This window comes from Micromonospora sp. FIMYZ51 (assembly GCF_038246755.1).
In the GTDB taxonomy this organism is placed as follows: Bacteria; Actinomycetota; Actinomycetes; order Mycobacteriales; family Micromonosporaceae; genus Micromonospora.
In genome coordinates this window covers 5,525,923-5,548,229 of record NZ_CP134706.1, presented here as the reverse complement: position 1 = coordinate 5,548,229, position 22,307 = coordinate 5,525,923, and the positions used below count along the sequence as shown (strand labels likewise).

Sequence of the window (22,307 nt, the reverse complement as noted above, 5' to 3'; positions counted from 1 at the left end):
GGTCGGTCAGCGCGGTGACCGGGTCTTCGGCAGGTCGAACTGGTCGGCGCGGCGGCAGTCGCGCTGGTTGCCGATGGCCTCGGGCCCCAGCCGATCGAGCACCGCCCGGGCCCGGTCGCGGCCCCGGTTCCAGGCGTACCACGGGTCCGGTTCGGCCAGGTCGTCGGCGATCCAACTAAGCGTGCAGCGGCGTACCGGATCGGGCAGGGCGGCCAGGGCGGGCGTGGCGTCGGCGGAGAGCGCGCGTAGGTACCAGGCGTCGATCCGGCCGGTCTGCTCGTACCGGGCGACGTTGCGGCGGGCCGCGTAGTCCTCGGGATTGAGCACCGCCAGCCCGAGCAGCATCACCACCCCCAGCGCCGCCGCCAGTCGCGGAATCCAACCGCCGCGCCAGCGGATGCCGGCCACCAGGATCATCAGGAAGATCGCACCGAGCAGCAGCTCGAACGCCATCACGAAGATCCGCTCACCGGTGAAGCTGTACACCTTCTGGTACGTGTACATCCGGGACAGTGCCGACACCACGATGACCACGGTCAGCGCGCTGAGCAGGCCGAGCATGACCCGCAGCAGCACCCGGTCGACGCGCCGGTCCCGGCGGGCCCACCGGGTCACCGCGCCGAGCACCGCCAGGGTCAGCAGGGTGACGACGACCAGTTGCCAGAAGCCGCTGCGGGCGTACTCGGCGTAGCTGAGACCGGTGGTCTCCAGCACGTGCCGCTGCCCGCCGAAGAGCACGGTGAACTGCACCGCGACGAAGCCGCCGAACAGGGCGGTCAGGGCGGCGATCGGCGGTGCCCATTCGAGCAGGCCGACCCGGCGGCTGCTGGGTCGGTCCACCATGGACAAATCGGGCGGCGCGGCGATCGTGTAGACGGCCGCCACCGCGATCAGGCCGCCCATGGCCGCGAGGAACAGCCATCGGAACACGCCACCGATGCTGATCTCCGGAATGACGGCACCGAGCACCTGGGAGAAGGCGGCGTCGGCCGAGGAGAGCAGCGGGCCGAAGACCAGCAGCACGACCACGGTGGCGGCCACCGACCCGACGACGCGGCGCACGCTACCGGGACTGCCGGGCGCCCGGACCTGGGTACGCACCCAGGGCAGGCCGCGTACCGCTGCGATCGGTGCGGCGGCCAGGCTGAACAGGATCGATCTGAGCCGACGACCGTCGACGATCGCCAGCGCCGCGCAGCCCAGCGCCCCGAGCACGCAGAACGTCACCAGCCACCAGGCGTTGCGGAAGCCGAGCACCGCGAGCAGCGCCAGCGCCGCACCCGCCCAGCCGGCCCGGACCCAGCGCTCCGCGCGGGGCATCCGTTCGGTGTGCCGCCACACCGCCACGGTGACGCTGGCGGTGAGCACCAGCCAGCCGAGAAACCAACCGATGCCGGTACGACCGAGCGGCACGAGCGCCGCCACGCCGAGCGCGCCGGCCAGCACGGCCAGGACGCTGGACCGGTCACCGGCCGGCGCGGGCCCGGGCCACGCCCGCTGTAGGAACGACGGCGGCAGAGGTTGCCGCCGAAAGTCGTACGGTGAGCGGGCCATCTGGTAGGCGGGCAGTGCCGGCTGCGGGCCATGGTTGCCCGGCACCGGTGCGGGCCCGAGCCCGCCGACCACCGCCGGTGGCGCAGCTTCCACCCGGGGCGTGCCGGACGCCTGCACCGCGACCGGCACTGCCGGCGTGCCCTGTCCGGCCCGCGCTGCCGCCGCCGCACCCACCGCCGCTGTTGTCTCGCCCGTGGTGCCACGGGCGGCCGGTGCTGCCGGCGTCCCGTCGTGGGCTGGCGTTGCCGGCCCTGCACCGGCTGGCACTGCCGGCGTCCGGTCACCGGCCAGCTCTGCATCGGTTCGCGTTGCCTCGTGGGCTGGCGCTTCCGGCTCCGCACCGGCTGGCGCTGCCGGCTCTGCCGGTGTGCCCTGGCCAACTGGCGCCGCCTGCTTCACCGCGGCTGGCGTTGCCTGCTCTGTGCCGGCTGGCGTTGCGTGCTCTGTGCCGGCTGGCGTTGCGTGCTCTGTGCCAACTGGCGCTGCCGCCGGTTTCGTGCCGGCCGCCCCGGCAATCGGCTCCTCGGCGGTCGCCACCAGGGGGAGGAAGATGGCGTAACCCCTGGTGCCGGGCGGGACGGTCACCGGAATGGCCCAGGCGGGCTGGTCGGCCGGACCGGGCCAGACGATTGGCGACAGTCCCGCGGTGGGCGGCACGACCAGTAGCTGGGGTGCCGCCCCCGCCGGATCTACCGTCCTGGCATCGGTGGGTACAGGCACGTCGGCTTCTTCGGCGCGCGAGGAATTCCCGACGGGTGGCGGCTCGGACACCGCGCCCTCCTAGATCGAAAGTTGCCGTCACTCTAGGACTGGGCGCCCGCTTGCGTTGTCCCGTACCGACGCCAGCGACTCCGCCGGGCCCCGCGAGAAGTGTTAAAAAGGGGCCCTTCTACTACCTGAGGCGTTAATAGGGGGCCCTTCCTTACCTCCCACGGGAGTCGAGGGTGAGGGGGGCGCGGCCGGTTACGGCGTACCGGATGTGGGTGACCTGGGGGTCGGGCACGACGCGGGTGGGCGTCAGTTCGATCGCCTCGAACTCGTCCAGGCCGAGGTCGGCGTCGAGCAGGCGCATGCCGGTGCCCAGCACGACCGGCGCCACGTGCAGTTCCAACTCGTCGAGCAGGCCGGCGCGCAGCACCTGCCGGACCAGGCTGCCGCCGCCGGCCACCGCCACGTCCTTGCCGCCCGCCGCGGCCCGGGCCTGCGCCACCGCGCTCGCCACCCCGTCGGTGACGTAGGTGAAGCTGGTGCCGCCCTGGCGTACCACCCGCTCGCGGGGCCGGTGGGTCACCACGAAGACCGGGGCGCGGAACGGGGGTTCGTCGCCCCAGGGCACCTCACCGCCGTCGGCCATCCGGCGGCCCATCACGTACGCACCGGCCGCGCCGAACGACTCCGCGATGATCTCGGAGTTGACGTCGCGCCGGCCGCCGGTGATGCCCTGCCGTTCCCGCCAGGCCATCGCCTCGGTGGCCCAGCGGGTCACCCGGTAGAAGCCGTGGCTCTCCGCGGACGTTATCCAGTCGCCGTTGCCGTCGTGCCGTGGGCCGGCGTAGAAACCGTCAAGCGAAACCGACAGCTGCGCGGTCACCTTTGTCACGTTCGTTCCTCTCGGTTCGGCGGCGCCCAACTCGGGGCCTGCTCACCGATGGATCGGAGCCGTGCTCGTCACTTCTACCAGCCTTCGACGTGATCCAGATCACTGTGCTGCGGCGGCTCGGCCCAGCAGGTACCGCCGCTCGGGCTCGCTGCCGGCGAGTTCCGCCGCCTGCCGCCAGGCCACGACGGCGGCAGCCCGGTCACCGGCCAGCTCCAACAGGTGGGCGCGGACGGCGTGCCGCCGGTGGTGTCCGGCGAGCAACCCCGACTCCAGTTCGGCCAGCAGGTCCAGCCCGGCGGCGGGGCCGTGCACCATGCCGACCGCCACCGCCCGGTTCAGCGTGGCCACCGGATTGGGGGCCAGCCGCTCCAGCAGCTCGTAGAGGGCCAGCACCTGCGGCCAGTCGGTCGCCGCCGTGCTCGGTGCCTCGGCGTGCACCGCCGCGATGGCGGCCTGGACCTGGTACGGACCCGGCGGCGAGGTGGACAGGCTTCGGGTCAGCAGCGCACAGCCCTCGACGATGGCCGCCCGGTCCCACCGTCGGCGGTCCTGGTCGGCCAGCGGAACCAGCTCGCCGCCCGGGCCGACCCGGGTGGTGGCCCGCGCCTCGGTCAGCAGCATCAGCGCCAGCAGGCCCGCGGTCTCCCCGTCGTCGGGTAACCGCTCGTGCAGCCGGCGAGCCAGTCGCAACGCCTGCCGGGTCAGGTCGGGCCGGAGTAGTGCCGGGCCGCTGCTCGCGGTGTAGCCCTCGTTGAACATCAGGTACAGCACCTGGCGGACCACCGCCAGCCGTGCGCCCCGCTCCGTCGCCGGTGCCGGCGCGAACCGGGCGCCGGCCTCCCGGAGCCGCTGCTTGGCCCGGGAGATCCGCTGCCCCATGGTCTTCTCCGGCACCAGGAAGGCCGCCGCGACCTCGGCGGTGGTCAGCCCGCCCACCGCGCGCAGGGTGAGGGCCAGTTGTGCCGACGCGGGCAGCGCCGGATGGCAGCAGAGCAGGAACAGTTCCAGCAGGTCGTCGCGGGGTGCCTCGACGTCGGGCGGCGGCGCGACAAGCGCGTCCCGCGGGGTGGCGTCGTGCGCCGTACGCTCGCGGCGGATCCGGGCGGCCTCGGCGCGTACCTGGTCGATGTAGCGGCGGCTGGCCACGGTGTGCAGCCAGCTCGCCGGATGCTCCGGTACGCCCGTCCGGGGCCACTGCTCGACGGCGGCCACCAGGGCGTCCTGCACCGCGTCCTCGGCCCGGGCGAAGTCACCGTGCCGACGCACCAGGGCACCGAGCACCTGCGGGGCGAGTCGGCGCAGCAGATCGACGTCGGCCTCGTCGAGGCTCAGCGCTCGTCCCGGGTCATCAGGGGCCAGACCTCCAGACCGCCACCGGCCCCGGCGGCGAACCGCAGCCCCGGGTACGACCGGGCGATCTCCATCGCCCGCTGCTCACTTGCCACGTCGACCACGAAGTACGAGCCGACGTACTCCTTGGCCTCCAGGTACGGCCCGTCGGTGACGACCGGCGCGCCCTCGACGATGCGCACTGCCCGGGGTCGGGTCTGCAACCCCTGCGAGTCCACCAACTCACCTGAGGCGCGCAGCGCCTCGTTGAAGGCGTCCACGTTGCCGATCAAGGTGGCCAGCTCGTCTTCCGGGAGGCTGCCCCAGATCTCTTCGTTGCCGTAAATCAACATCAGGTACTTCACGCGCCGCCCTCCTGAGGGGTCATGCTCGCCAACGGTCGGCCCGAGGGCAAGCACCTGCCGTGACATCCGGCGTGGCGAGCTAGCAGACCGATATCTGTCAGAGTTCGCTAGATCGTCCTAACAGGATCCTTATCTCTGCTCTGGAGAATGTTCGTAGTTCTCGATCCTTCGATGGGGAGGTCTTGGTGAGGAGACACAAACGGGTCGGTGCGGCCGGGCTGGCCGCCGCTCTCGTCCTGGGGCTGGGGCAACCCGGCTGGGCCGCACCCGGTGGGGGCGGCGAGCCGGGGCGGGGCAGCGGGCCGGGTCGAGGCGCCGTGCCGGCGGCGGGGGCCCTCGACCAACCGGCCACGGTCACACTGATCACCGGGGACCGGGTCACGGTCGGCCGGGCCGACCGGGTGACGATCCGCCCGGCGAAGGACCGCGCGAGCATCCGGTTCACCACCCACGAGATCGGCGGTGAGCTGCACGTCATTCCCGCGGACGCGGTACCGCTGATCGGCTCCGGCGTGCTGGACCGCCGGCTGTTCAACGTCAACAAGCTGATCGAGTACGGCTACCACGACGCGGCCCGCGAGCGCCTGCCGATGATCGTGGCGTACCCGGACGGGGCAGCCGCCCGGCGGGGTGGTTCGTCGCTGCCCGGTGACGAGATCCGCGTCGACCGTGAACTTCCGGCCATCGAGGGCGCGGCGGTCAGCGCGGCAAAGGACGACCTGGCCGAGGTCTGGACGGAGCTGACCGCCGATCGGGCGGCCGACGCCGGTGAGATCGCCGGGATCGAGCGGATCTGGCTCGACGGCAAGCGTCGGCCGGCGGTGGACCGGGGCGTGCAGCAGATCGGGGCACCTGCGGCGTACGAGGCCGGGTTCACCGGCGCCGGGGTGACCGTGGCGGTCATCGACAGTGGTGTCGATCTGACCCATCCCGACCTGGCCGACGTGGTGACCGAGGCGGTCAGCTTCCTGCCGGAGACCGACGCGGTGGACCGGTTCGGGCACGGCACGCACGTGGCGTCGACGATTGCCGGCAGCGGTGCCGCCTCGGACGGGCGGTACCGGGGGGTCGCCCCGGACGCCACGTTGGTCTCCGCGAAGGTCTGCGAGTACTGGTGCGACGACTCGGCGATCATCGAGGCGATGCACTGGGCCGCCGTGGACAAGCAGGCCGACGTCATCAACATGAGCCTGGGCGGCTCGGACGGGCCGGAGGTCGACCCGTTCGAGGAGGCGGTGAACACGCTCACCGCACAGACCGGGGCGCTCTTCGTGATCTCCGCCGGCAACGAGGGGCCGACCGATCGTACGGTCGGTTCGCCGGGCAGCGCGGACGCGGCGCTTACCGTCGGGGCGGTCGACCGGGACGGTTCCCTCGCCGACTTCTCCAGCCGGGGCGCGCGTGTCGGTGACGACGCGGTGAAGCCCGACATCACCGCGCCCGGGGTCGGGATCGTCGCGGCGAAGGCGGCCGAGGGCGTGATGGGCATCCCGGTCGGCGACCACTACGTCGCCGAGTCCGGTACCTCGATGGCCGCCCCGCACGTCGCGGGGGCGGCGGCGCTGCTCGCCCAGCAGCACCCCGAGTGGGACGCGACCCGGCTCAAGGCCGCCCTGATGGGCTCGGCCAACCCGCGGCCGGGTGACACCGCGTACCAGCAGGGGGCCGGCCTGGTCGACGTGGCGCGGGCCATCGGCCAGCCGGTGACCGCCGATCCGCCGAGCGTGTCGTACGGCCGCACGCTCTGGCCGCACCAGGACGACGAGCCGATCACCCGGACCGTGACGTACCGCAACGACGGGACCGAGGCGCTCACTCTCGACCTGGCCTGGCAGGTCACCGGCCCGGACGGCAAGCCGGCGCCGGAGGGCATGTTCCGCACCGCCGCGTCCCAGGTCACCGTGCCGGCGGGCGGCACCGCCGAGGTGGCGGCCACCGTCGACACCAGCGTCGACGGGGCGGACGGCTACTACAGCGGGCACCTGGTCGCCACCGCCGGCCAGGTCCGCACGGTCGTTCCGGTCGGGGTGCACCGCGAGGTGGAGAGCTACAACCTGACCGTCAACCACCTGGACTCCACAGGTGGGCCGGCCGACGCCTTCTTCACCCTGATCAGCGGCATCGACGTACCGACCGTGGAGGTCGTCTACAGCGCGGTCGACGGCGCCGTCACCGTCCGGGTCCCCACCGGCCGGTACGCCGTGACAAGCGTCATCGACGAGTACGACGACCAGGTGCGCAGCAGTCTGCTGGCCCAACCCGAGCTCAACCTGACCCGGGACGCCACGGTCAGCCTGGACGCCCGCAAGGCCAAGCCGATCAGGGCCACCGTGCCGGACCGCGCCGCCCGGCTGGCCCTGGTCCAGATGGCGATGGTGGTCGAGTTGTCCGACGGGGCGTACGGGCTGATCGGCGTCATGGCCGAGGACTTCACCACCATCCACTCGGCCCAGCTCGGTAGCCAGAAGAACGCGGACCACCTCAGCAGCATGGTGGCGCACCAGTGGGTGCGGCCCGGCGGCGCGGGCGGCCCGCACCTCTATCACCTGGGTGAGGGATTCCCGGGTCGGCTGCCCACCGGGTACCGCAAGGACGTCCGGCGTTCGGAGCTGGCCACCGTGCGGCACGAGTTGCGCGGCGAGCGGGTCGGCAACCACGTCGATCGGGACATGTCCGCGGCGTTCGACGGCGTGTACGGGTCGACCTTCGGCATGCCGGTGCCGGTGAGCGACAGGTGGACCGAGTACCACAGCACCAAGGGAGTCGCCTGGGCCGGCAGCCTCTACTTCGAGCAGCGCGCCGAGGACGAGGAGTACGGGGAGTTCCGGAAGGTGCTCTTCGGCGAGGCCCAGCGGTACCGGGCCGGCCGGTCCTACCAGGACGTGTGGAACGGCGCACCGATCGGGCCGACCCTGCTGCGGACCGGCAGCCCGAGCGGCAGCGCCGCCCGGATCGAGGACGTGATCCTGGTGGACATCCCGATGCACGGTGACGCGGCCGGGCACGGCGGCATCTCCACTGCCGACGCCGAGCGGACCGCGCTCTACCGGGGCGACGAGCTGATCGACGAATGGACCGGCGCGCAGGAGGCCGGCTTCGGCATCTTCGAGGTGCCGGCGCAGCCGGCGGCGTACCGGCTGGAGGCCTCGGCCCGGCGCAGCATCGCTGAGCTGTCCACCGAGGTCGCGCTGACCTGGCGGTTCCGCTCCGCCCGACCCGACGGAGCAGACTGGGCGCTGCTGCCGATGATGGTGGTGCGGTACGCCCCGAAGCTCGACCGCAACTCCGCGGCACCCGCCGGCCGACGCTTCGACATCCCGCTGCGGGTCATCGGCAACGAAGGGGCGTCGGTCACGCCGAAGCGGGTCACCGTGCAGGTCTCGTACGACGACGGCAGGACCTGGCAGCCGGCCAAGGTCAAGGCCGCCGGCAAGAACTGGACCGCGACGGTCCAGCATCCCCGGGGCAACGGCTACGTGTCGCTGCGTACCTCGGTCGCCGACCGGCAGGGCAACACGATCGACCAGACGATCATCCGCGCCTACCGGCTGAAAGGAGGGGCCCCCTTCTAACGCCTGGGGTAGAGCAGGGGCCCCCTATTAACACCACAACCACAACCTGCTGACGTGCCGCCCGGTCACCGCGACCGGGCGGCACGTTCGCTTGACAGCAGAGGCACCGTGGTTGCATGGTTAGTTACATGAGTAGTGAACCGGCCAACCAGGGCGGCGAGTCACGGTGGTGGATGTGATGGAGGACGGGCGACCGATCTTTCTCCAGATCGCGGAGCTGCTGGAGAACTCGATCCTGGACGGGACGCTGGCCGAGGAGGCGCAGGTGCCGTCCACGAACGAGTTGGCGGCCTTTCACCGAATCAACCCCGCCACCGCAGCCAAGGGCGTCAACAAGCTGGTCGACGACGGAACGCTCTACAAGAAACGAGGAATCGGGATGTTCGTCTCCTCCGGCGCCCGCGCGAAGCTGCGCGGCCGGCGTCGCGACGACTTCGCTCGGCAGTACGTCCAACCGCTGCTCACCGAGGCGCGCAAGCTCGGCATCGACCCGGCGGAACTCAAACACATGATCGACACGTGGGAGGGGTCCCGATGAGCCCGGTCGTCACCGTCAGCAATCTGACCAAGCGGTACCGGGAGGTCACCGCGCTGGACGGGATCAGTTTCTCGCTCACCGAGAACCGGATCTACGGGCTGCTGGGCCGCAACGGGGCCGGCAAGACCACCCTGATGCAGATCCTCACCGCGCAGCACTTCGCCACCTCCGGCGAGGTCACGGTCTTCGGGCAGCACCCGTACGAGAACGAGGCGGTGCTGTCCCGCATCTCCTTCATCAAGGAGAGCCAGACGTACCCGTCGATGGCCGTGCACTACGTGCTGCGCGCGGCCAGCCTGGTCCACCCGGGCTGGGACGACGAGTTCGCCAAGCAGTTGGTCGACGATTTCCGGCTGCCGCTGCGGCGCGCCGTCAGCAAGCTGTCCCGGGGCATGCTCTCCTCACTCGGCATCATCATCGGGCTGGCCTCCCGGGCCCCGCTCACCTTCTTCGACGAGCCGTACCTCGGCCTGGACGCCGTCGCCCGGCAGATCTTCTACGACCGCCTGCTGGCCGACTACACCGAGCACCCCCGCACGATCGTGCTCTCCACCCACCTCATCGACGAGGTGAGCGACCTGATCGAGCACGTGCTGCTGATCGACCGGGGTCGGCTGCTGCTGGATGCGGAGACGGAGGCGCTGCGCGGTCAGGTACTCACCGTGTCCGGCCCGGTCGCCGCGGTGGACGAGTTCGCACGTACCGGTGCCGAACTACACCGGATGTTGCTCGGCGGAACGGCCCGCGCCACCGTACGCGGCGACTTCGGCCCGGCCGAGCACGACCGCGCCCGCACCCTCGGCCTCACCCTGGAAGCCTCCTCGCTCCAGGACACCGTCGTCCGCCTGACCACCGCGACCAACGGCGCCGCGCCGGCCACCGCCGGGGCGACCAGCAAGGAGGCACTCCGATGAACCGAGCCCTGACCGTCGCCCGGCTCCAGTTCGTCGCCTGGCCCCTCGTGGTCGGCTGGCCCTGGGGGATCCTCGCCCTCAGCTTCTTCATCAACCTGGCGCTCTTCACCGCCATGCGCGAACCCATCGAAGCCGAACCGACCACCGGTGGCCTGCTCAGCATCTACATCGTGATGCTCGTCGCCTGCATCACCACAATCACGCAGGACTTCCCGTTCGCGATCGGCCTGGGCGTCTCGCGCCGCAGCTTCTACCTCGGCAACGTCCTCCAGTTCGGGGCACAGGCGATCAGCTACGCCGCTGTGCTCTACCTGTTGGCCGTCACCGAGGAGGCGACCGGCGGCTGGGGCATTGGACTGCGCTTCTTCGGCCTGCCGTTCCTGCTGGTGGAGCACCCGGTACTGCGGTTCCTCGGCTTCGCGATCCCGTTCCTGCTGCTCGGCTTCCTGGGCATGGCCATCGCGTTGGTGTTCAAGCGGTGGGGTGTCAACGGCATGCTCACGCTCGGCACCCTGTCGCTCGTCGTGTTCGGCGGTGCGGCGGTGCTGGCCTCCTGGCGGGGCTGGTGGCCGGCGATCGGCGAATGGTTCGCCGACCAGTCCGGCGCGGCCCTGCTGGTGGGCTATCCCGCACTGCTCGCTATCCCGCTCGCCATCGTCAGCTGGCTCATCATCCGCCGCGCAACCCCGTGAAAGGAAGGGCCCCTTATTAACGCCTGGTGTAGAGCAGGGGCCCCCTTTTAACGCCACGACAGCTACCCGACCCGCGCAACGGGGGCGGCCCCTCCCGATCGAACTCGGGAGGGGCCGCGCGATGCTGCCGTCAGCGCCAGGGTGCCGGTCAGTGCCAGGGTGCCGGTCAGTGCCAGGGTGCCGGTCAGTGCCAGGGTGTCGGTCAGTGCCAGGGTGTCGGTCAGCGCCAGGTGTCGGTCAGGGTGAGCGGTCCGGTGGCGGTGGCCGTACGGTTTGCGCCCGACTCCCAGACCACCTGGCCGGCGTCGGTGCGCTTGACGTACTTGTAGGAGAACGCGGTGCCGGTCGGCAGGCTCAGCTCGCCGGTCCAGACCGGGTAGCCGGTGGGCGAGAGGCGTACGCCCCGGGCCGGATCCCAGCCACCGAGCGCGGGCAGGTCACCGACGACGTAGAGGTGCTGGCCCAGGGTGGTGGTGGCGGTGGCCCGGAAGGAGACAGTCGCATCGCCCGGCGGGTTGCCGGCAGGTTGGTTCCAGCTGGCGGTGATGGCCGTGCCGGCGGTGCCGGTACGGTTCGGATCGTTCTCCCACTGCACCGTGCCGTTGCCGACCTTCACCAGCTTCCATTCGAAGGCGGTGCCGGCCGGGAGGTCCACCGACCCGGTCCAGGTCGGGTAGCTGCCCGACGTGGTGGAGAGCGGCACCCCGTTCGCCGGGTTCCAGGAGCCGAGCTGCGGAAGCGAGCCGACCACGTACACCTCCTGACCGGGGGTGGTGGTCACGGTCGCGGTGAACCGGGTGGCCCCGGCCGGGTTGGACGGGCTCGGGGTCGGCGTCGGCGAGCCGGTCGGCCCGGCGGTCGGCGTGGCCGTGGGAGTGGGCGCCGGGCCGTCCAGGCGGGCCTCGACGTGCAGGGCGACGGCCTGGTCTGCGGGGATCGACGCGGTGAAGGCACCGCCGGAGACGGTCACCACGCCGCCCGGGCAGGCCCCGGTGGAGCGGTCGTACCGGCCCCGGCCGACGTTGCAGTAGCGGCCGTCCGGCAGCGAGGTGTCGAAGCTGCGGCTCCACGTGCTGCCGGTGGCGTTGAAGGCCGCGTACCCCCGGTTGCCCCGGGCGAAGGCCAGCCGGCCGTTGCCCTCGGTGACGACCGATCCGATGCCGGTGCCGGCGACCGCGTTGCGGAAGCCCGGCATGCCGGCCACGCCGGGGTTGCGGTGCTCGCAGATCCACGCGCCGTTGCCGCAGTCGGTGGCCAGGGTGCTGCCGGTTGAGGTGCTGGGCGGGCCCTGCCCGTGCACGGAGCCGAAGGCGTAACTCGACATCAGCTGGGGCCGGCCGTAGGGGTGGGCCAGCATGAACGTGTCCGCCAGGTAGTAGCGGGCGCCGTTCTTGTAGGTAAGCGTCGGGTTCTCCCGCTGGGTGTCGTGGTTGTCGATGAAGACCACGGCCTGCTGCGCGGTGAGCCCGCCGTAGTTGGGCAGGTTGCCCAACTGGGCGATGTTGCCGTCGCGGAACGCCGACGAGACGGCGCGCTGGTAGTCGAAGTTGGTCACTCCGCCGTACGGGGCGTACGCGGTGTAGGGGATCGTCCCGTCGCCGTACACCTCGTGGAAGAGGTCGGGCCGACCGCCGAAGCCGGGTACGTCACGCAGCCGGTTGATGATGTCGGCCAGGTGTGCCTCCTGCACGTGCTTGGCCGCGTCCACCCGGAACCCGGCCACGCCCAGGTCGATGACCGCGTTCATGTACTTGGCGATCTTCCGGCGTACCTCCGGGTCGGCGGTGTTGAGGTCGGCCAGGTCGAGTAGCTCGCAGTCCTGGACCTCCTGCTTGTTGCCCCAGTTGCTGATCCGTCGGTAGCAGGGCGCGAAGTCGGCGTAGCCGTAGCTGTCGCCCGAGCCGTCGTTGAACAGGTTCGGGTAGCTGTACTTGCTGTAGACGGTGCCCGCGCTGCCCGGTCCGCTGCCGGCCGAACCGGTGCCGCTCATGTGGTTGAGCACCATGTCCACATAGATTTTCACGCCCTGCGCCCGGCAGCGCTCGACCATGTTGACGAACTCGGCCCTGGTGCCTCGCCGGGTGGCGTCCAGCCGGTACGACACCGGCTGGTAGTCCTGCCACCACGGGTAGGTGGCGCCCTCGGCGCTGGGCAGCACCACATGCTCCTGCGGTGGCGAGACCTGCACGCCACCCCAGCCGTTCGGGCCGAGGTTGGTCTCGCATTCGTCGGCGATGGAGTCCCACCGCCACTGGAACAGGTGGACGATCGCATCGCCGTTGGCGCGTACGTCGGCCGCGCCGGCGGGTGTGGTGCCGAGGGTGACGGCGGTGAGACCGGCCGCGACCAGGGTCGCGGCCAGGGCCGCGGAGATCGCGGCACGGGGACGGGGGATGCGCACGGAGCCCTCCTCTGGGGACGGTCAGGTGCAGTCACGATGACAGCAAGGATTCCTGCAAGTAATGCAAGAAGTTGCGGTGGTTGCGTGACCGTAACAGTGGTGTCGATGGTTGTGAACCTCTGTTTCATCCTTCGCGGCAATGCCAGGCCGGCTATTGTGTGCATCTGAAAACCCTGCAAGAATTTCCGTCCGTGTCGCTGTCCCCGCGCCGAGGTGGCGGTAGGCGCCATCGGCAGTCCCGCCGCGATCGCTCAACGTGGACCGGTGGCTGCCGGGTTCACACCCGAGGGCGGCGGGTATCCGCGCCGAACTGCACGTACGCCAGCACGGCGGCGGCCGAAAGCCCGGCCTGCACCCCGACCCAGCCCCAGGTCGGCTGCACGTTCACCAGCAGGGCGAACAGGGTCGGCACCGCGAACACCAGCACGTCCAGCCCGTTGCCCAGCCACATCACCGGGCCGGGTGCGATGGCACCCATCGGCGTCTCGACAAGCGGCAGCGAGTTGTCGATCCGGCCGGCCTGGGCCCGCCGTACAGCGGTCATCGCGGCCAGCGGACCGAACGCCAGCCCCAACGCCCACCACGGGCCCGACGGCAGGTCGCCGAGCCAGCTCAGCACGGCCATGGCCAGCCCGGACCAGGCGGTGGCCAGCAGCGCCGGCACGATCAGCCGGATCGCCACCGCCCGCCGGCCGGTCAGCCCGAGCAGCCGCAGCAACGCCGGATGGGCCGCGTCGCGGCGCAGCGCGTCGAGCGTCACCCCACCCGCGGTGACCGCGCCCACCACCAGGGCCGCCGTCGGCAGCCACCCGGGACCGGTGGTGAGCAACGCCGGCAGCGCGGCCACCGCGAACAGCGCCGCCACCCGCCGCCCGCGTCGGCGCAACACCAGCAGATCCTGCTGCCACGGTACGAGCCAGCCGCGCCGGGGCCGCAGCGGCCGGGACCGCAACGCCCGCCGCCGCCAGTACCGCCGCTCGCGCAGGTCGGCGACGAAGGACGGCTCGACCGCGTACGCCGCGTCCAGGTAGGTGCCGACGGTCAACGACGGCTCGTACAGCCGCGCGTCGGGCAGCCGCGCCAGGCCGCGTACCGCCACGGCGGTGAGGGCGACGACGATACCGAGTACGGCGACCGTGAGGGCAAGCGGCGGCGCGGCGACCGGCGGCAGGACCGGCAGTGGCTGCACCCGGGCGAGCAGCGCGGTCGCGCCCAGCGCCAGCAGGACCGCCGGCAGTCCCGCGTCCAGCAGGCGGGCACCGGCCGGCCTTCGCTGGGCGGCCACCGCGAGCAGCGCGAGCAGCACACCAGCGGCGGCACCCACGGCCAGCCACCCGGCCAGCGCGGGCCCGGAGATCGGGCGGGCCGCCAACCGGGCCACCCCGGCGAGCGCCAGCACCGCCCCCGCGACGGCCCCGACCGTGAGCGCCCGCACCAGCGCGGGCAGCAGCAGGCCGCGCCGGGCCACCGGGGCCGGGAGCAGCCAGGTCAGTTCGTCGCGGCCGAGCACCAGCGGCCCCAGGCCGCGCAGCAGGCGCACCAGTCCGGCGGCACCCGCGCCCAGCAGCACCAGCACCACCGCCCGGTCCGGCCCGGCCACCGGCTGCTCCGGCCAGAGGGCCGGTCCGAGCCGCGGCCCGGCCAGGGCGACCGCCATCGCCACCGTCAGCACCAGCACGTACGCGGTCTCCAACGACAGCGTGCGACCCCGGCCGGCCCGCCGCCGCCGGACCCAGCGGCGCAACCGGCGCGCGGTCACCGCGGCCCGCTCCCGCTGCACCGGCGGGTCGGCGACCTGCGTCATCCGTACGGTCCCGGCGCAGCCGCCGCAGACCGGTCCGGCCCGGCAGCCAGCGGGATCCCGCCGATCACCGGTGCCGTGTCGACCAGGGCACCGGGCGCGGGCGTGGCCGGGAACGACTCGTCCGGGGCGGGTGCGCCGCTGTGCAGCCGCAGCACCGGGCAGCCGAGCGCGGTCACGAAGGCCGGATCGTGGCTGGCCAGCAGCAGGCTTCCACCGTCGGCCAGGTGCTCGCCGAGCAGCCCCGCCACCACCGGCCGGATCGCCGCGTCGAGCCGCTGCTCCGGCTCGTCGAGCACCAGCAGGTCGGCCCGGCGGGCCAGGGCAGCGGCCAGCAACAGCCGCTGCCGTTCCCCGGACGAGAGCCGGTCCGGCGTGCCGTCGCCGAGATCGCGCAAACCGAGCACGGTGAGCAACTCGTCCACCCGGCCGTCGGCCGGATCACCGCCGCCGGCCAGCCGGACCAGCTCCACGTGCTCGCGGACGGTGAGCCCGGCGTACCAGCTGGGGTGTTCGACGGTGGCCACCACCCGGCGCCAGAACGCGGCCGTGCCGTCCGGCGGCGCGCCGAAGACCCGCACCGAGCCGGCGGTCGGCTCGACCAGGCCGGTGACGCAGCGCAACACCGTGGACTTGCCGGCACCGTTCTCACCGACCAGGCAGAGCGCGCCACCGGCCGGCAGCTCGAACCCGACGTCGCGGACGACGGTCACGCTGCCGTAGGTGACCTCAAGGTCGGCTGCGGCGACGGCGATCTCGGACATCGCCTCACCCTAGATCCAGGCGACCAGGCCGGTGGCTTCCTATGCTCGACACATGGAACTGCGGATCTTCACCGAACCTCAGCAGGGTGCCAGCTACGACGACCTGCTCGCCGTGGCCCGTCGCGCCGAGGAGACCGGCTTCGGCGCCTTCTTCCGCTCCGACCACTACCTCAAGATGGGCTCGGTAAGTGGCGAACCCGGCCCCACCGACGCCTGGACCACCCTGGCCGGACTGGCCCGCGACACCCGATCGATCCGGCTCGGCACGCTGATGACCGCCGCGACGTTCCGGCTGCCCGGCCCGCTCGCCATCACCGTCGCCCAGGTCGACCAGATGAGCGGCGGCCGGGTCGAGCTGGGCATCGGCACCGGCTGGTACGACGCCGAGCACAGCGCGTACGGAATCCCGTTCCCCGGGCTGGGGGAGCGGTTCGACCGACTGGCCGAGCAGCTGGCCGTGATCACCGGTCTGTGGCGGACCCCGCCGGGCGAGACGTTCGACTTCGCCGGCAAGCACTACCAGGTAAGCGACTCGCCCGCACTGCCCAAGCCGGTGCAGCGACCGCACCCGCCGATCCTGCTCGGCGGGATGGGCGCGAAGCGTACGCCGGCGCTCGCCGCCCGGTACGCCGACGAGTTCAACCTGCCCTTCGTCTCGATCGCCGACACGGTCACCCAGTTCGGCCGGATGCGCGCCGCGTGCCAGGAGATCGGTCGGGACCCGGCTGAGCTGACCTGGTCCAACGCGCTGGTGCTCTGCTGCGGGCGGGACGACGCCGAGGTGGCCCGGCGGGCCGAAGCGATCGGCCGGGAGCCGGCCGAACTGCGCGAGAACGGGCTGGCCGGCACGCCGGCCGAGGTCGTCGACAGGATCGGTCGGTACGCGGAGACCGGCACCCAGCGCATCTACCTCCAGGTGCTCGACCTCAGCGACCTGGACCACCTGGACCTGGTCGCCACCGAGGTGATGCGGCAGCTCTGAGCCGTCGCCGGGCGCCGGGGTCGTCGCCCGCCGAGCCTCGCGGTCAGTGGGCCGGGGCGCGCAGCACGGTGTCCAGCCGGCCGTCCCGGTCACTGTCGATGTAGGTGACATCCGGCACCCCGTCACCGTCGAGGTCGAACTGCACCACGTCGGCGATGCCGTCCCCGTCGAAGTCGGTGACCACCTCCACCGAGCCGTCCAGGTGCCGACTGACGATCGACCGCGAGCCGACCTCGCTGCGGGGCGGCGGGCCGGGGGTGGGCGGCGGCGTGGGCGTCGGCCCGGGCGTCGGGGCGGGCTGTGGGCTGGGCTGGCTCCCGAAGTACGCACCGACCGGGCCGCTGGCCGGCTCGACGCCGCTGCCGGTCGGGTCGATCTCCTCTTCGGAGGGGTAGACGTCGCCGCGAGGGGCGGGATCACGGTAGCTGCTCATCGGCGTAGGGTTCCCCGACGGGACCGACGGTAACCGTCGGCGCGGAGAAGGGGGTCGCAGTGTCGACGCACCGCAACTGGGCGGGAAACGTCCGTTACGCCGCCCGGGCGTACCACCGGCCGTCCTCCGTCGATGAGCTGCGCGAGCTGGTCGCCGGCAGCGACCGGATCCGCGCGGTGGGCAGCGGACACTCCTTCAACCGGCTCGGCGACACCACAGGCGATCAGGTCACCCTCGCCGGCCTGCCGGCCACCGTACGCCTGGACGAAGCACGGCGGCAGGTCGAGGTGCCGGCCGCGATGCGTTACGGCGAGCTGGCCACCTGGCTGCACGAGCGGGGGTACGCCCTGGCCAACCTCGCCTCGCTGCCGCACATCTCGGTGGCCGGCGCGGTGGCCACCGGCACCCACGGATCCGGCGCGGTCATCGGCAACCTGGCCACTGCGGTCGCCGGCCTGGAACTGGTCACCGCGTCGGGGGAGCTGCGCACCGTGCAGCGCGGCAGCGCCGACTTCCCCGGGATGGTCGTCTCGCTCGGCGCGCTGGGCATCGTCACCCGGCTCACCCTGGACGTGCTGCCCACTTTCGACATCCGCCAGTACGTCCAGCTCGACCTGCCCCGCGCCGCCCTGGACGAGGCGCTCGACTCCGCGTACAGCGTCAGTGTCTTCACCGACTGGCGCTCGACGCGCGGCACCCAGGTCTGGCGCAAGCAGCTGGCGGACCAGCCGCCACCCCCGGCGGGCTGGCTGGGCACGACGGCGGCCGACCGGCCCTGGCACCCGGTGCCCGGCATGCCGACGGTCAACTGCACCGAGCAGCTCGGCGTCGCCGGCCCCTGGCACGAGCGGCTGCCGCACTTCCGGCTCGGCTTCACCCCGAGCAGCGGCGAGGAGTTGCAGTCCGAGTACCACCTGCCCCGGGCCGTGGCCGCCGACGCACTCGCCGCGCTGGACGAGGTGGCGCACCTGATCGCCCCGGTGTCGCAGACCAGTGAGCTGCGTACCGTCGCCGCCGACGAGCTCTGGCTCAGCCCGAACCAGGGCCGGGACAGCCTCGCCATCCACTTCACCTGGATCGCCGACGCCTCGGCGGTGCTGCCGGTGGTCGCCGCGGTCGAGGGCGCCCTCGCCCCCTTCGCGCCCCGCCCGCACTGGGGCAAGGTCTTCACGATCCCCACCGAGGAGATCGCCGCCACCTACCCCCACTGGACCGATTTCGCCGCCCTGCTATCCCGCCTGGACCCCACCGCCACCTTCCGCACCGAGGAACTCGACCACCTCTTCCCCCGCTGACCCCGCCCCCACCCACGCGCCCTCCCCGCGCGCCCTCCCCGCGCGCCCTCCCCGCGCGCCCTCCCCGCGCGCCCTCCCCGCGCGCCCTCCCCGCGCGCCCTCCCCGCGCCGATCTTGCACTTTTAGTCGCCGGTATATCACTTTCTTGGGTATTTGTCCCGACCGAGAGTGCAAGATCGGCGGTGCTGAGGGGTGGAGGCGGCGGGGCGGTCAGGGATGATCGCGTAGGTGGCCGCGCTGGACGGCGCGGCTGATGTCGCTTGGCGAGACGATGCCGATCAGGCGACCCTCGGTGACCACCAGGGCGCGGCCGTCGGCGCACTCGCTGAGCCGGGGCAGCAGGTCGGTGAGCTGTTCGTCGGGAGAGGCGAGCACCAGGTCCTCGGCCCGGCAGGCCACCGCCTCAAGGGTGGTGCTGCTCCGCTGGTCACTCGGGACGCCACGGACCCGGTCGAGGGTGACCAGGCCGACCGGCCGCCCGTCCGCAGTCAGCGGCAACGCCGTGTGCCGGTACGCGAAAAGATAGTTGTCGACGAAGTCGGCCACCGTCATCTCGCCCGAGGCGGTCTGCGGCTGCGGAGTCATCACGTCGGCGACCCGTAGCCCACGCAGCGCGCTGCCCACCCGGGCCTGCCGCTCCTCCAGGCTTGCCGCCCCGATCAGGAACCAGCCGATCAGCGCCAGCCACAGCCCGCCGACGCCGGCACCGGTGAGGAACCGCCAGAGCCCGAACCCGATCAGCACCACGCCGAACACCCAACCGGCCCGGGCCGCGACCACCGTCGCCCGAACCCGGTCCCCGGTGCCCTTCCAGACCGCCGCGCGCAGCAGCCGGCCACCATCCAGCGGCGCCGCCGGCAGAATGTTGAAGACCGCCAGCAGCAGGTTGATGCCGGCGAGCCAGGCCATCACGCCCAGCCAGAGCCCCTGCACCCCGGCGATGCCGAGCAACATCGCGATCGCCCCGAAGAAGCCGCCGATGATCAGGCTGACCAGCGGACCGATGCCGGCGATGCGCAGCTCCGCCCCCGGGGTACGGGCCTCACCACGCAACTGCGCGACCCCGCCGAAGAGCCACAGGGTGATCCCCTCGACGCCCAGCCCGTTACGCTTCGCCACCACCGCGTGCGACACCTCGTGGGCGAGCAGCCCCAGAAAGAAGACCACCGCCGCGGCCAATCCCGCGAAGAGGTACGCCACGCCGGAGCGGCCCGGGTACGACTGCGGAAACAGGTTTGCCGACAGCCCCCACCAGATCAGCCCGAAAATGACCAGGACGCTCCAGTTGACCCCCACCGGTACGCCCACGATCCGGCCGAGCCGGAAACTCGCCCTCATGACCAGGTGATACCCCTGGAAACTGATCCCATGCCAGGGCCGAACGTCCCGCTACGACCGTCCTGACCGTTTGCCTGGGCACGCCCAACGGGAGCACCGGCAGGCGGAAGGTCACCGGGAGGGGATCAGGCGGTCGGGGGTGGGGTGGGTAGCTCGTCGACGACCACCACCGGCGTGCCCGGACGCAGCTGCTCCAGCAGGAGCCGCTGGCCGCTGCTGGTCAGCCGGATACAGCCGTTCGTGGTCGACCGGCCCAGTTCGCCGTCGTGGTACCAGGTGTGGATGCCGATGTGCGCGCCCCGCAGACCTGCGGGTACCGCGTCCGGGTCATCGGGGATCGAGCCGAGGGCGAGGATGTCGACGCCGCCGTAGACCGCCTCCGGTGGTGGGGTGCGGCCCAGGACGAAGGTCCGGCCGAGTGGCGTCTCCTGGCCGGGCTGGCCCAGACTGAGCCGCCAACTGCGTTTCGCCTCGCCGTCGCGGTACCAGGTCAGCCGGTACGGCACCCGCTCCACCACGATCTGGTCGACCAGTGGGACCGTACGGAAGCCGCCGGGTGGCAGCCAGGCCAGTCTGCGGTTGGCCGAGGGGAGCAGTACGGCCGTCCAGCCAGCCTCCCGCTGCGCGACGGGTACGGTCAGCTCAACGCCACGGATGGTCGGCATCAGGAAGGCCAGCGGTCGTCCGCCGGGCGCGTCGTAGACGGCGAGCCGGCGGTCGGGGCGTACCCCCTCGGTCAACGGTGTGGTGTCCAGGGTGTCCGGGTCGGCGGGGAAGCCGGCGGGTGCCGGGTCGTAGTCGATCTCCGGTAGCCAGTCCGGCGCAGGCACCGCAGCCGGACCGCCTGGCGCCTCGTCAGCGGCGGGCGTCGTCGCCTCGCCGACGGGCCGGGAAGTCAGGTCGTCCGGCCGCGCCACCGGTGCCGCCCCGGGCAGCGAGGTCAACCTCCACCCGCCATAGGCGACACCCCCCACAACCAGGAGGGACGCACTGATGGCGACAACCGCCCACCGCCCCCACGCCAACCCCCACACCCTCACCCTACCCCCAAACCCTCCCATTCCCCCCCAAACCCCCAACCCCCAACCCTCCCGGTTGATCATGAGGTTAGCGGCGGTATTTGATCGTCAAAGTGCCGCTAACCTCATGATCAACGCGGCGGGTGGGGTGGGGGTGAGGGGAGGGAGAGGGGAGAGGGGTGGGGGAGGGGTGGGGTGGGTGGGTTAGGGGAGGCGGGCGGAGGTGTGGATGGCTATTGCGTCGTGGGCGGGGACGTTGGCGGGGAACCAGCCGTTGGCGTCGACCGTGATGATCGGGCCGGTGCAGGTGCCGTTTGAGTAGGTGCCGTGGATGATGTCGCAGTAGCGGCCGGCGGGTAGGCCGGTGTAGTACGAGCGGCCGTTGACCGCGGCGTCCTCGTCGTTGATGGTGATGAAGCCCCGGCCGGTACGGCTGAAGGCGATGTGGTTGTTGCCGTTGTCGTACCAGTTGCTGACCCCGGTGCCCTCGGTGGCGTTGCGGAAGCCGACCATGTTCGCGATCACCGGCCAGCGGTGCTCGCATTCCCAACCCGAGTAACACACCGTGTTCAACGTCTTGTTGGTGCCGTCCGAGGGCGGGCCGGCGTCCCGGCTGTTGAAGGTGTAGCTCGACATCACCGACGGCGAGCCGTACGGCCAGGCCAGCATGAAGGCGTTGGCGAGCGCGTAGATGCCCCGGTCGCGGTACGTGAGCACGCCGCCGTCGTCGCGCTGGGTGTCGTGGTTGTCGATGAAGACGGCGGAGACGCCGCTGGGCAGGTGGCCCCAGCCCGCACCGAAGTTGCGCAGGTAGGCCAGCCGCTCCGAGCGGAAGACCCGGGCCAGGTCCTTGCCGTAGCGGAATTCGTGCACGTCGCCGTTGCCGGTGTACTCGTTCGGGGTGATCGGCTCGCCCGCGCCGAAGATCACCTCCTGCACGATGTACGGCCGACGGTCGAGTCGACTGAGGATGTTTGCGATGTCGGCGGCGGGCATGTGCTTGCTGGCGTCCAGCCGGAAGCCGTCCACGCCGAGCGAGAGCAGGTCGTTGAGGTACGCGGCCAGCCGGGACCGGACGTAGTCCGAGCCGGTCTTGAGGTCGGCGAGGTTCACCAGTTCGCAGTACTGCACCTCGTACCGGTCGTGGTAGTTGGCGATGTCGTTGTTGCCGTTGCGACCGCAGTAGTTGAAGTCCTGCGCCTGGTAGATGCCCGGGTAGACGTAGTGCTGGTACGACGAGCCGGCCCAGCCGGTGCCGCCGTTCGCCTGGCCGGACATGTGGTTGATGACCGCGTCCACGATCACCTTCACGCCGGCTGCCTGGCAGGTGGCCACCATGGAACGGAACTGCTCGCGGGTGCCCTTGCGGGACTCGATCCGGTAGCTGACCGGCTGGTAGGCCACCCACCACTGGTTGCCGCGGACGTGCTCCTGCGGGGGCGAGACCTGGACGTAGCCGTAGCCCTTCGGGCCGAGGGTGCTGGTGCACTCGCTGGCCACCGAGGGCCAGTTCCACTCGAAGAGGTTGGCGATGACCTTCTTGCCGCCGGCCGGTGCGGCCATGGCCGGGGGCGTCGTCACGAGGTTGGGGGCGAGGAGGCTGGCGATCGTGGCGAGCGCGACGAGCGCTGGGCGGAGTCGACGTCGATGCATCGGGTGCTCCTGGGGGCGGGGGATGGGGGTGATGGAGCCCTTGCCCAGATCTTGCAG

16 protein-coding genes and 1 pseudogene are annotated in these 22,307 nt (G+C 71.9%); 6 read left to right on the top strand and 11 right to left on the bottom strand.

Going from position 1 to position 22,307, the window contains the following annotated elements; genetic code table 11:
* Positions 1-6: 6 nt before the first annotated feature.
* The 4 genes from QQG74_RS24730 to QQG74_RS24715 all read right to left on the bottom strand — a co-directional run bounded on the left by QQG74_RS24730 (position 7) and on the right by QQG74_RS24715 (position 4,848).
* Positions 7-1,728, bottom strand: a complete 1,722-nt coding sequence (locus QQG74_RS24730; protein WP_341717112.1) for a DUF4173 domain-containing protein — start codon at positions 1,726-1,728, stop codon at positions 7-9.
* Between the two features lie 748 nt (positions 1,729-2,476).
* Complete coding sequence (locus tag QQG74_RS24725; protein ID WP_341717111.1) at positions 2,477-3,154, bottom strand: dihydrofolate reductase family protein; 678 nt, start codon at positions 3,152-3,154, stop codon at positions 2,477-2,479.
* A 99-nt stretch (positions 3,155-3,253) separates the two neighbouring features.
* Positions 3,254-4,486 (bottom strand): sigma-70 family RNA polymerase sigma factor, encoded by a 1,233-nt coding sequence (locus QQG74_RS24720; protein ID WP_341721357.1) that lies wholly within the window; start codon positions 4,484-4,486, stop codon positions 3,254-3,256.
* A complete protein-coding gene (locus tag QQG74_RS24715) occupies positions 4,483-4,848 on the bottom strand; it encodes a YciI family protein (protein WP_341717110.1) in 366 nt (121 codons plus the stop codon). The genes QQG74_RS24720 and QQG74_RS24715 overlap by 4 nt, the downstream gene beginning before the upstream one ends.
* A 185-nt stretch (positions 4,849-5,033) precedes the next feature.
* On the opposite strand from QQG74_RS24715, the gene QQG74_RS24710 reads away from it, so the two are divergent.
* From QQG74_RS24710 to QQG74_RS24695, 4 genes are all read left to right on the top strand, one after another.
* Complete coding sequence (locus QQG74_RS24710) at positions 5,034-8,420, top strand: S8 family serine peptidase (protein ID WP_341717109.1); 3,387 nt, start codon at positions 5,034-5,036, stop codon at positions 8,418-8,420.
* 178 nt (positions 8,421-8,598) lie between these two features.
* Positions 8,599-8,958 (top strand): GntR family transcriptional regulator, encoded by a 360-nt coding sequence (locus QQG74_RS24705; protein ID WP_341717108.1) that lies wholly within the window; start codon positions 8,599-8,601, stop codon positions 8,956-8,958.
* A complete protein-coding gene (locus tag QQG74_RS24700) occupies positions 8,955-9,872 on the top strand; it encodes an ABC transporter ATP-binding protein (protein ID WP_341717107.1) in 918 nt (305 codons plus the stop codon). Before QQG74_RS24705 ends, QQG74_RS24700 begins: the two co-directional genes overlap by 4 nt.
* On the top strand, positions 9,869-10,564 hold the full coding sequence (locus QQG74_RS24695) for an ABC transporter permease (RefSeq protein ID WP_341717106.1): 696 nt from the start codon (positions 9,869-9,871) through the stop codon (positions 10,562-10,564). Before QQG74_RS24700 ends, QQG74_RS24695 begins: the two co-directional genes overlap by 4 nt.
* Before the next feature lie 220 nt (positions 10,565-10,784).
* On the opposite strand, the gene QQG74_RS24690 is transcribed toward QQG74_RS24695, so the two are convergent.
* From QQG74_RS24690 to QQG74_RS24680, 3 genes and pseudogenes are all read right to left on the bottom strand, one after another.
* Positions 10,785-12,965: a carbohydrate-binding module family 20 domain-containing protein gene (locus tag QQG74_RS24690; protein ID WP_341717105.1), complete on the bottom strand. Its 2,181-nt coding sequence runs from the start codon at positions 12,963-12,965 to the stop codon at positions 10,785-10,787.
* A 277-nt stretch (positions 12,966-13,242) separates the two neighbouring features.
* Positions 13,243-14,769, bottom strand: a complete 1,527-nt coding sequence (locus QQG74_RS24685; protein ID WP_341717104.1) for a DUF6297 family protein — start codon at positions 14,767-14,769, stop codon at positions 13,243-13,245.
* Between the two features lie 185 nt (positions 14,770-14,954).
* Positions 14,955-15,530 (bottom strand): annotated as a pseudogene (locus QQG74_RS24680) (ATP-binding cassette domain-containing protein); the annotation flags it as partial.
* A gap of 52 nt (positions 15,531-15,582) precedes the next feature.
* Between QQG74_RS24680 and QQG74_RS24675 the strand changes: the two are divergent.
* Positions 15,583-16,512 carry an LLM class F420-dependent oxidoreductase gene (locus tag QQG74_RS24675; protein ID WP_341717103.1) on the top strand — a complete coding sequence of 310 codons (930 nt, stop codon included), beginning with the start codon at positions 15,583-15,585 and terminating at the stop codon, positions 16,510-16,512.
* A 43-nt stretch (positions 16,513-16,555) separates the two neighbouring features.
* Here QQG74_RS24675 and QQG74_RS24670 read toward each other — a convergent pair whose 3' ends face one another.
* The gene (locus QQG74_RS24670; protein WP_341717102.1) at positions 16,556-16,945 is read right to left on the bottom strand and encodes a hypothetical protein; all 390 of its coding nucleotides are present in this window, start codon (positions 16,943-16,945) and stop codon (positions 16,556-16,558) included.
* Between the two features lie 59 nt (positions 16,946-17,004).
* Here QQG74_RS24670 and QQG74_RS24665 point away from each other — a divergent pair, with 59 nt between their 5' ends.
* A complete protein-coding gene (locus tag QQG74_RS24665) occupies positions 17,005-18,240 on the top strand; it encodes a D-arabinono-1,4-lactone oxidase (protein ID WP_341717101.1) in 1,236 nt (411 codons plus the stop codon).
* A gap of 210 nt (positions 18,241-18,450) precedes the next feature.
* On the opposite strand, the gene QQG74_RS24660 is transcribed toward QQG74_RS24665, so the two are convergent.
* From QQG74_RS24660 to QQG74_RS24650, 3 genes are all read right to left on the bottom strand, one after another.
* The gene (locus QQG74_RS24660; RefSeq protein ID WP_341717100.1) at positions 18,451-19,578 is read right to left on the bottom strand and encodes a site-2 protease family protein; all 1,128 of its coding nucleotides are present in this window, start codon (positions 19,576-19,578) and stop codon (positions 18,451-18,453) included.
* A 125-nt stretch (positions 19,579-19,703) separates the two neighbouring features.
* A complete protein-coding gene (locus QQG74_RS24655) occupies positions 19,704-20,522 on the bottom strand; it encodes a L,D-transpeptidase (RefSeq protein ID WP_341717099.1) in 819 nt (272 codons plus the stop codon).
* Positions 20,523-20,801: 279 nt separating this feature from the next.
* A complete protein-coding gene (locus QQG74_RS24650; protein ID WP_341717098.1) occupies positions 20,802-22,250 on the bottom strand; it encodes an alpha-amylase family protein in 1,449 nt (482 codons plus the stop codon).
* Between the last annotated feature and the right edge of the window lie 57 nt (positions 22,251-22,307).

What these genes read in the sequence shown, in the direction of transcription:
- QQG74_RS24705 (WP_341717108.1), top strand. Translation starts at nt 8,599, where the DNA reads ATGGAGGACGGGCGACCGATCTTTCTCCAGATCGCGGAGCTGCTGGAG.
- QQG74_RS24700 (WP_341717107.1), top strand. Translation starts at nt 8,955, where the DNA reads ATGAGCCCGGTCGTCACCGTCAGCAATCTGACCAAGCGGTACCGGGAG.
- QQG74_RS24695 (WP_341717106.1), top strand. Translation starts at nt 9,869, where the DNA reads ATGAACCGAGCCCTGACCGTCGCCCGGCTCCAGTTCGTCGCCTGGCCC.
- QQG74_RS24685 (WP_341717104.1), bottom strand. Translation starts at nt 14,769, where the DNA reads ATGACGCAGGTCGCCGACCCGCCGGTGCAGCGGGAGCGGGCCGCGGTG.
- QQG74_RS24675 (WP_341717103.1), top strand. Translation starts at nt 15,583, where the DNA reads ATGGAACTGCGGATCTTCACCGAACCTCAGCAGGGTGCCAGCTACGAC.
- QQG74_RS24670 (WP_341717102.1), bottom strand. Translation starts at nt 16,945, where the DNA reads ATGAGCAGCTACCGTGATCCCGCCCCTCGCGGCGACGTCTACCCCTCC.
- QQG74_RS24660 (WP_341717100.1), bottom strand. Translation starts at nt 19,578, where the DNA reads ATGAGGGCGAGTTTCCGGCTCGGCCGGATCGTGGGCGTACCGGTGGGG.
- QQG74_RS24650 (WP_341717098.1), bottom strand. Translation starts at nt 22,250, where the DNA reads ATGCATCGACGTCGACTCCGCCCAGCGCTCGTCGCGCTCGCCACGATC.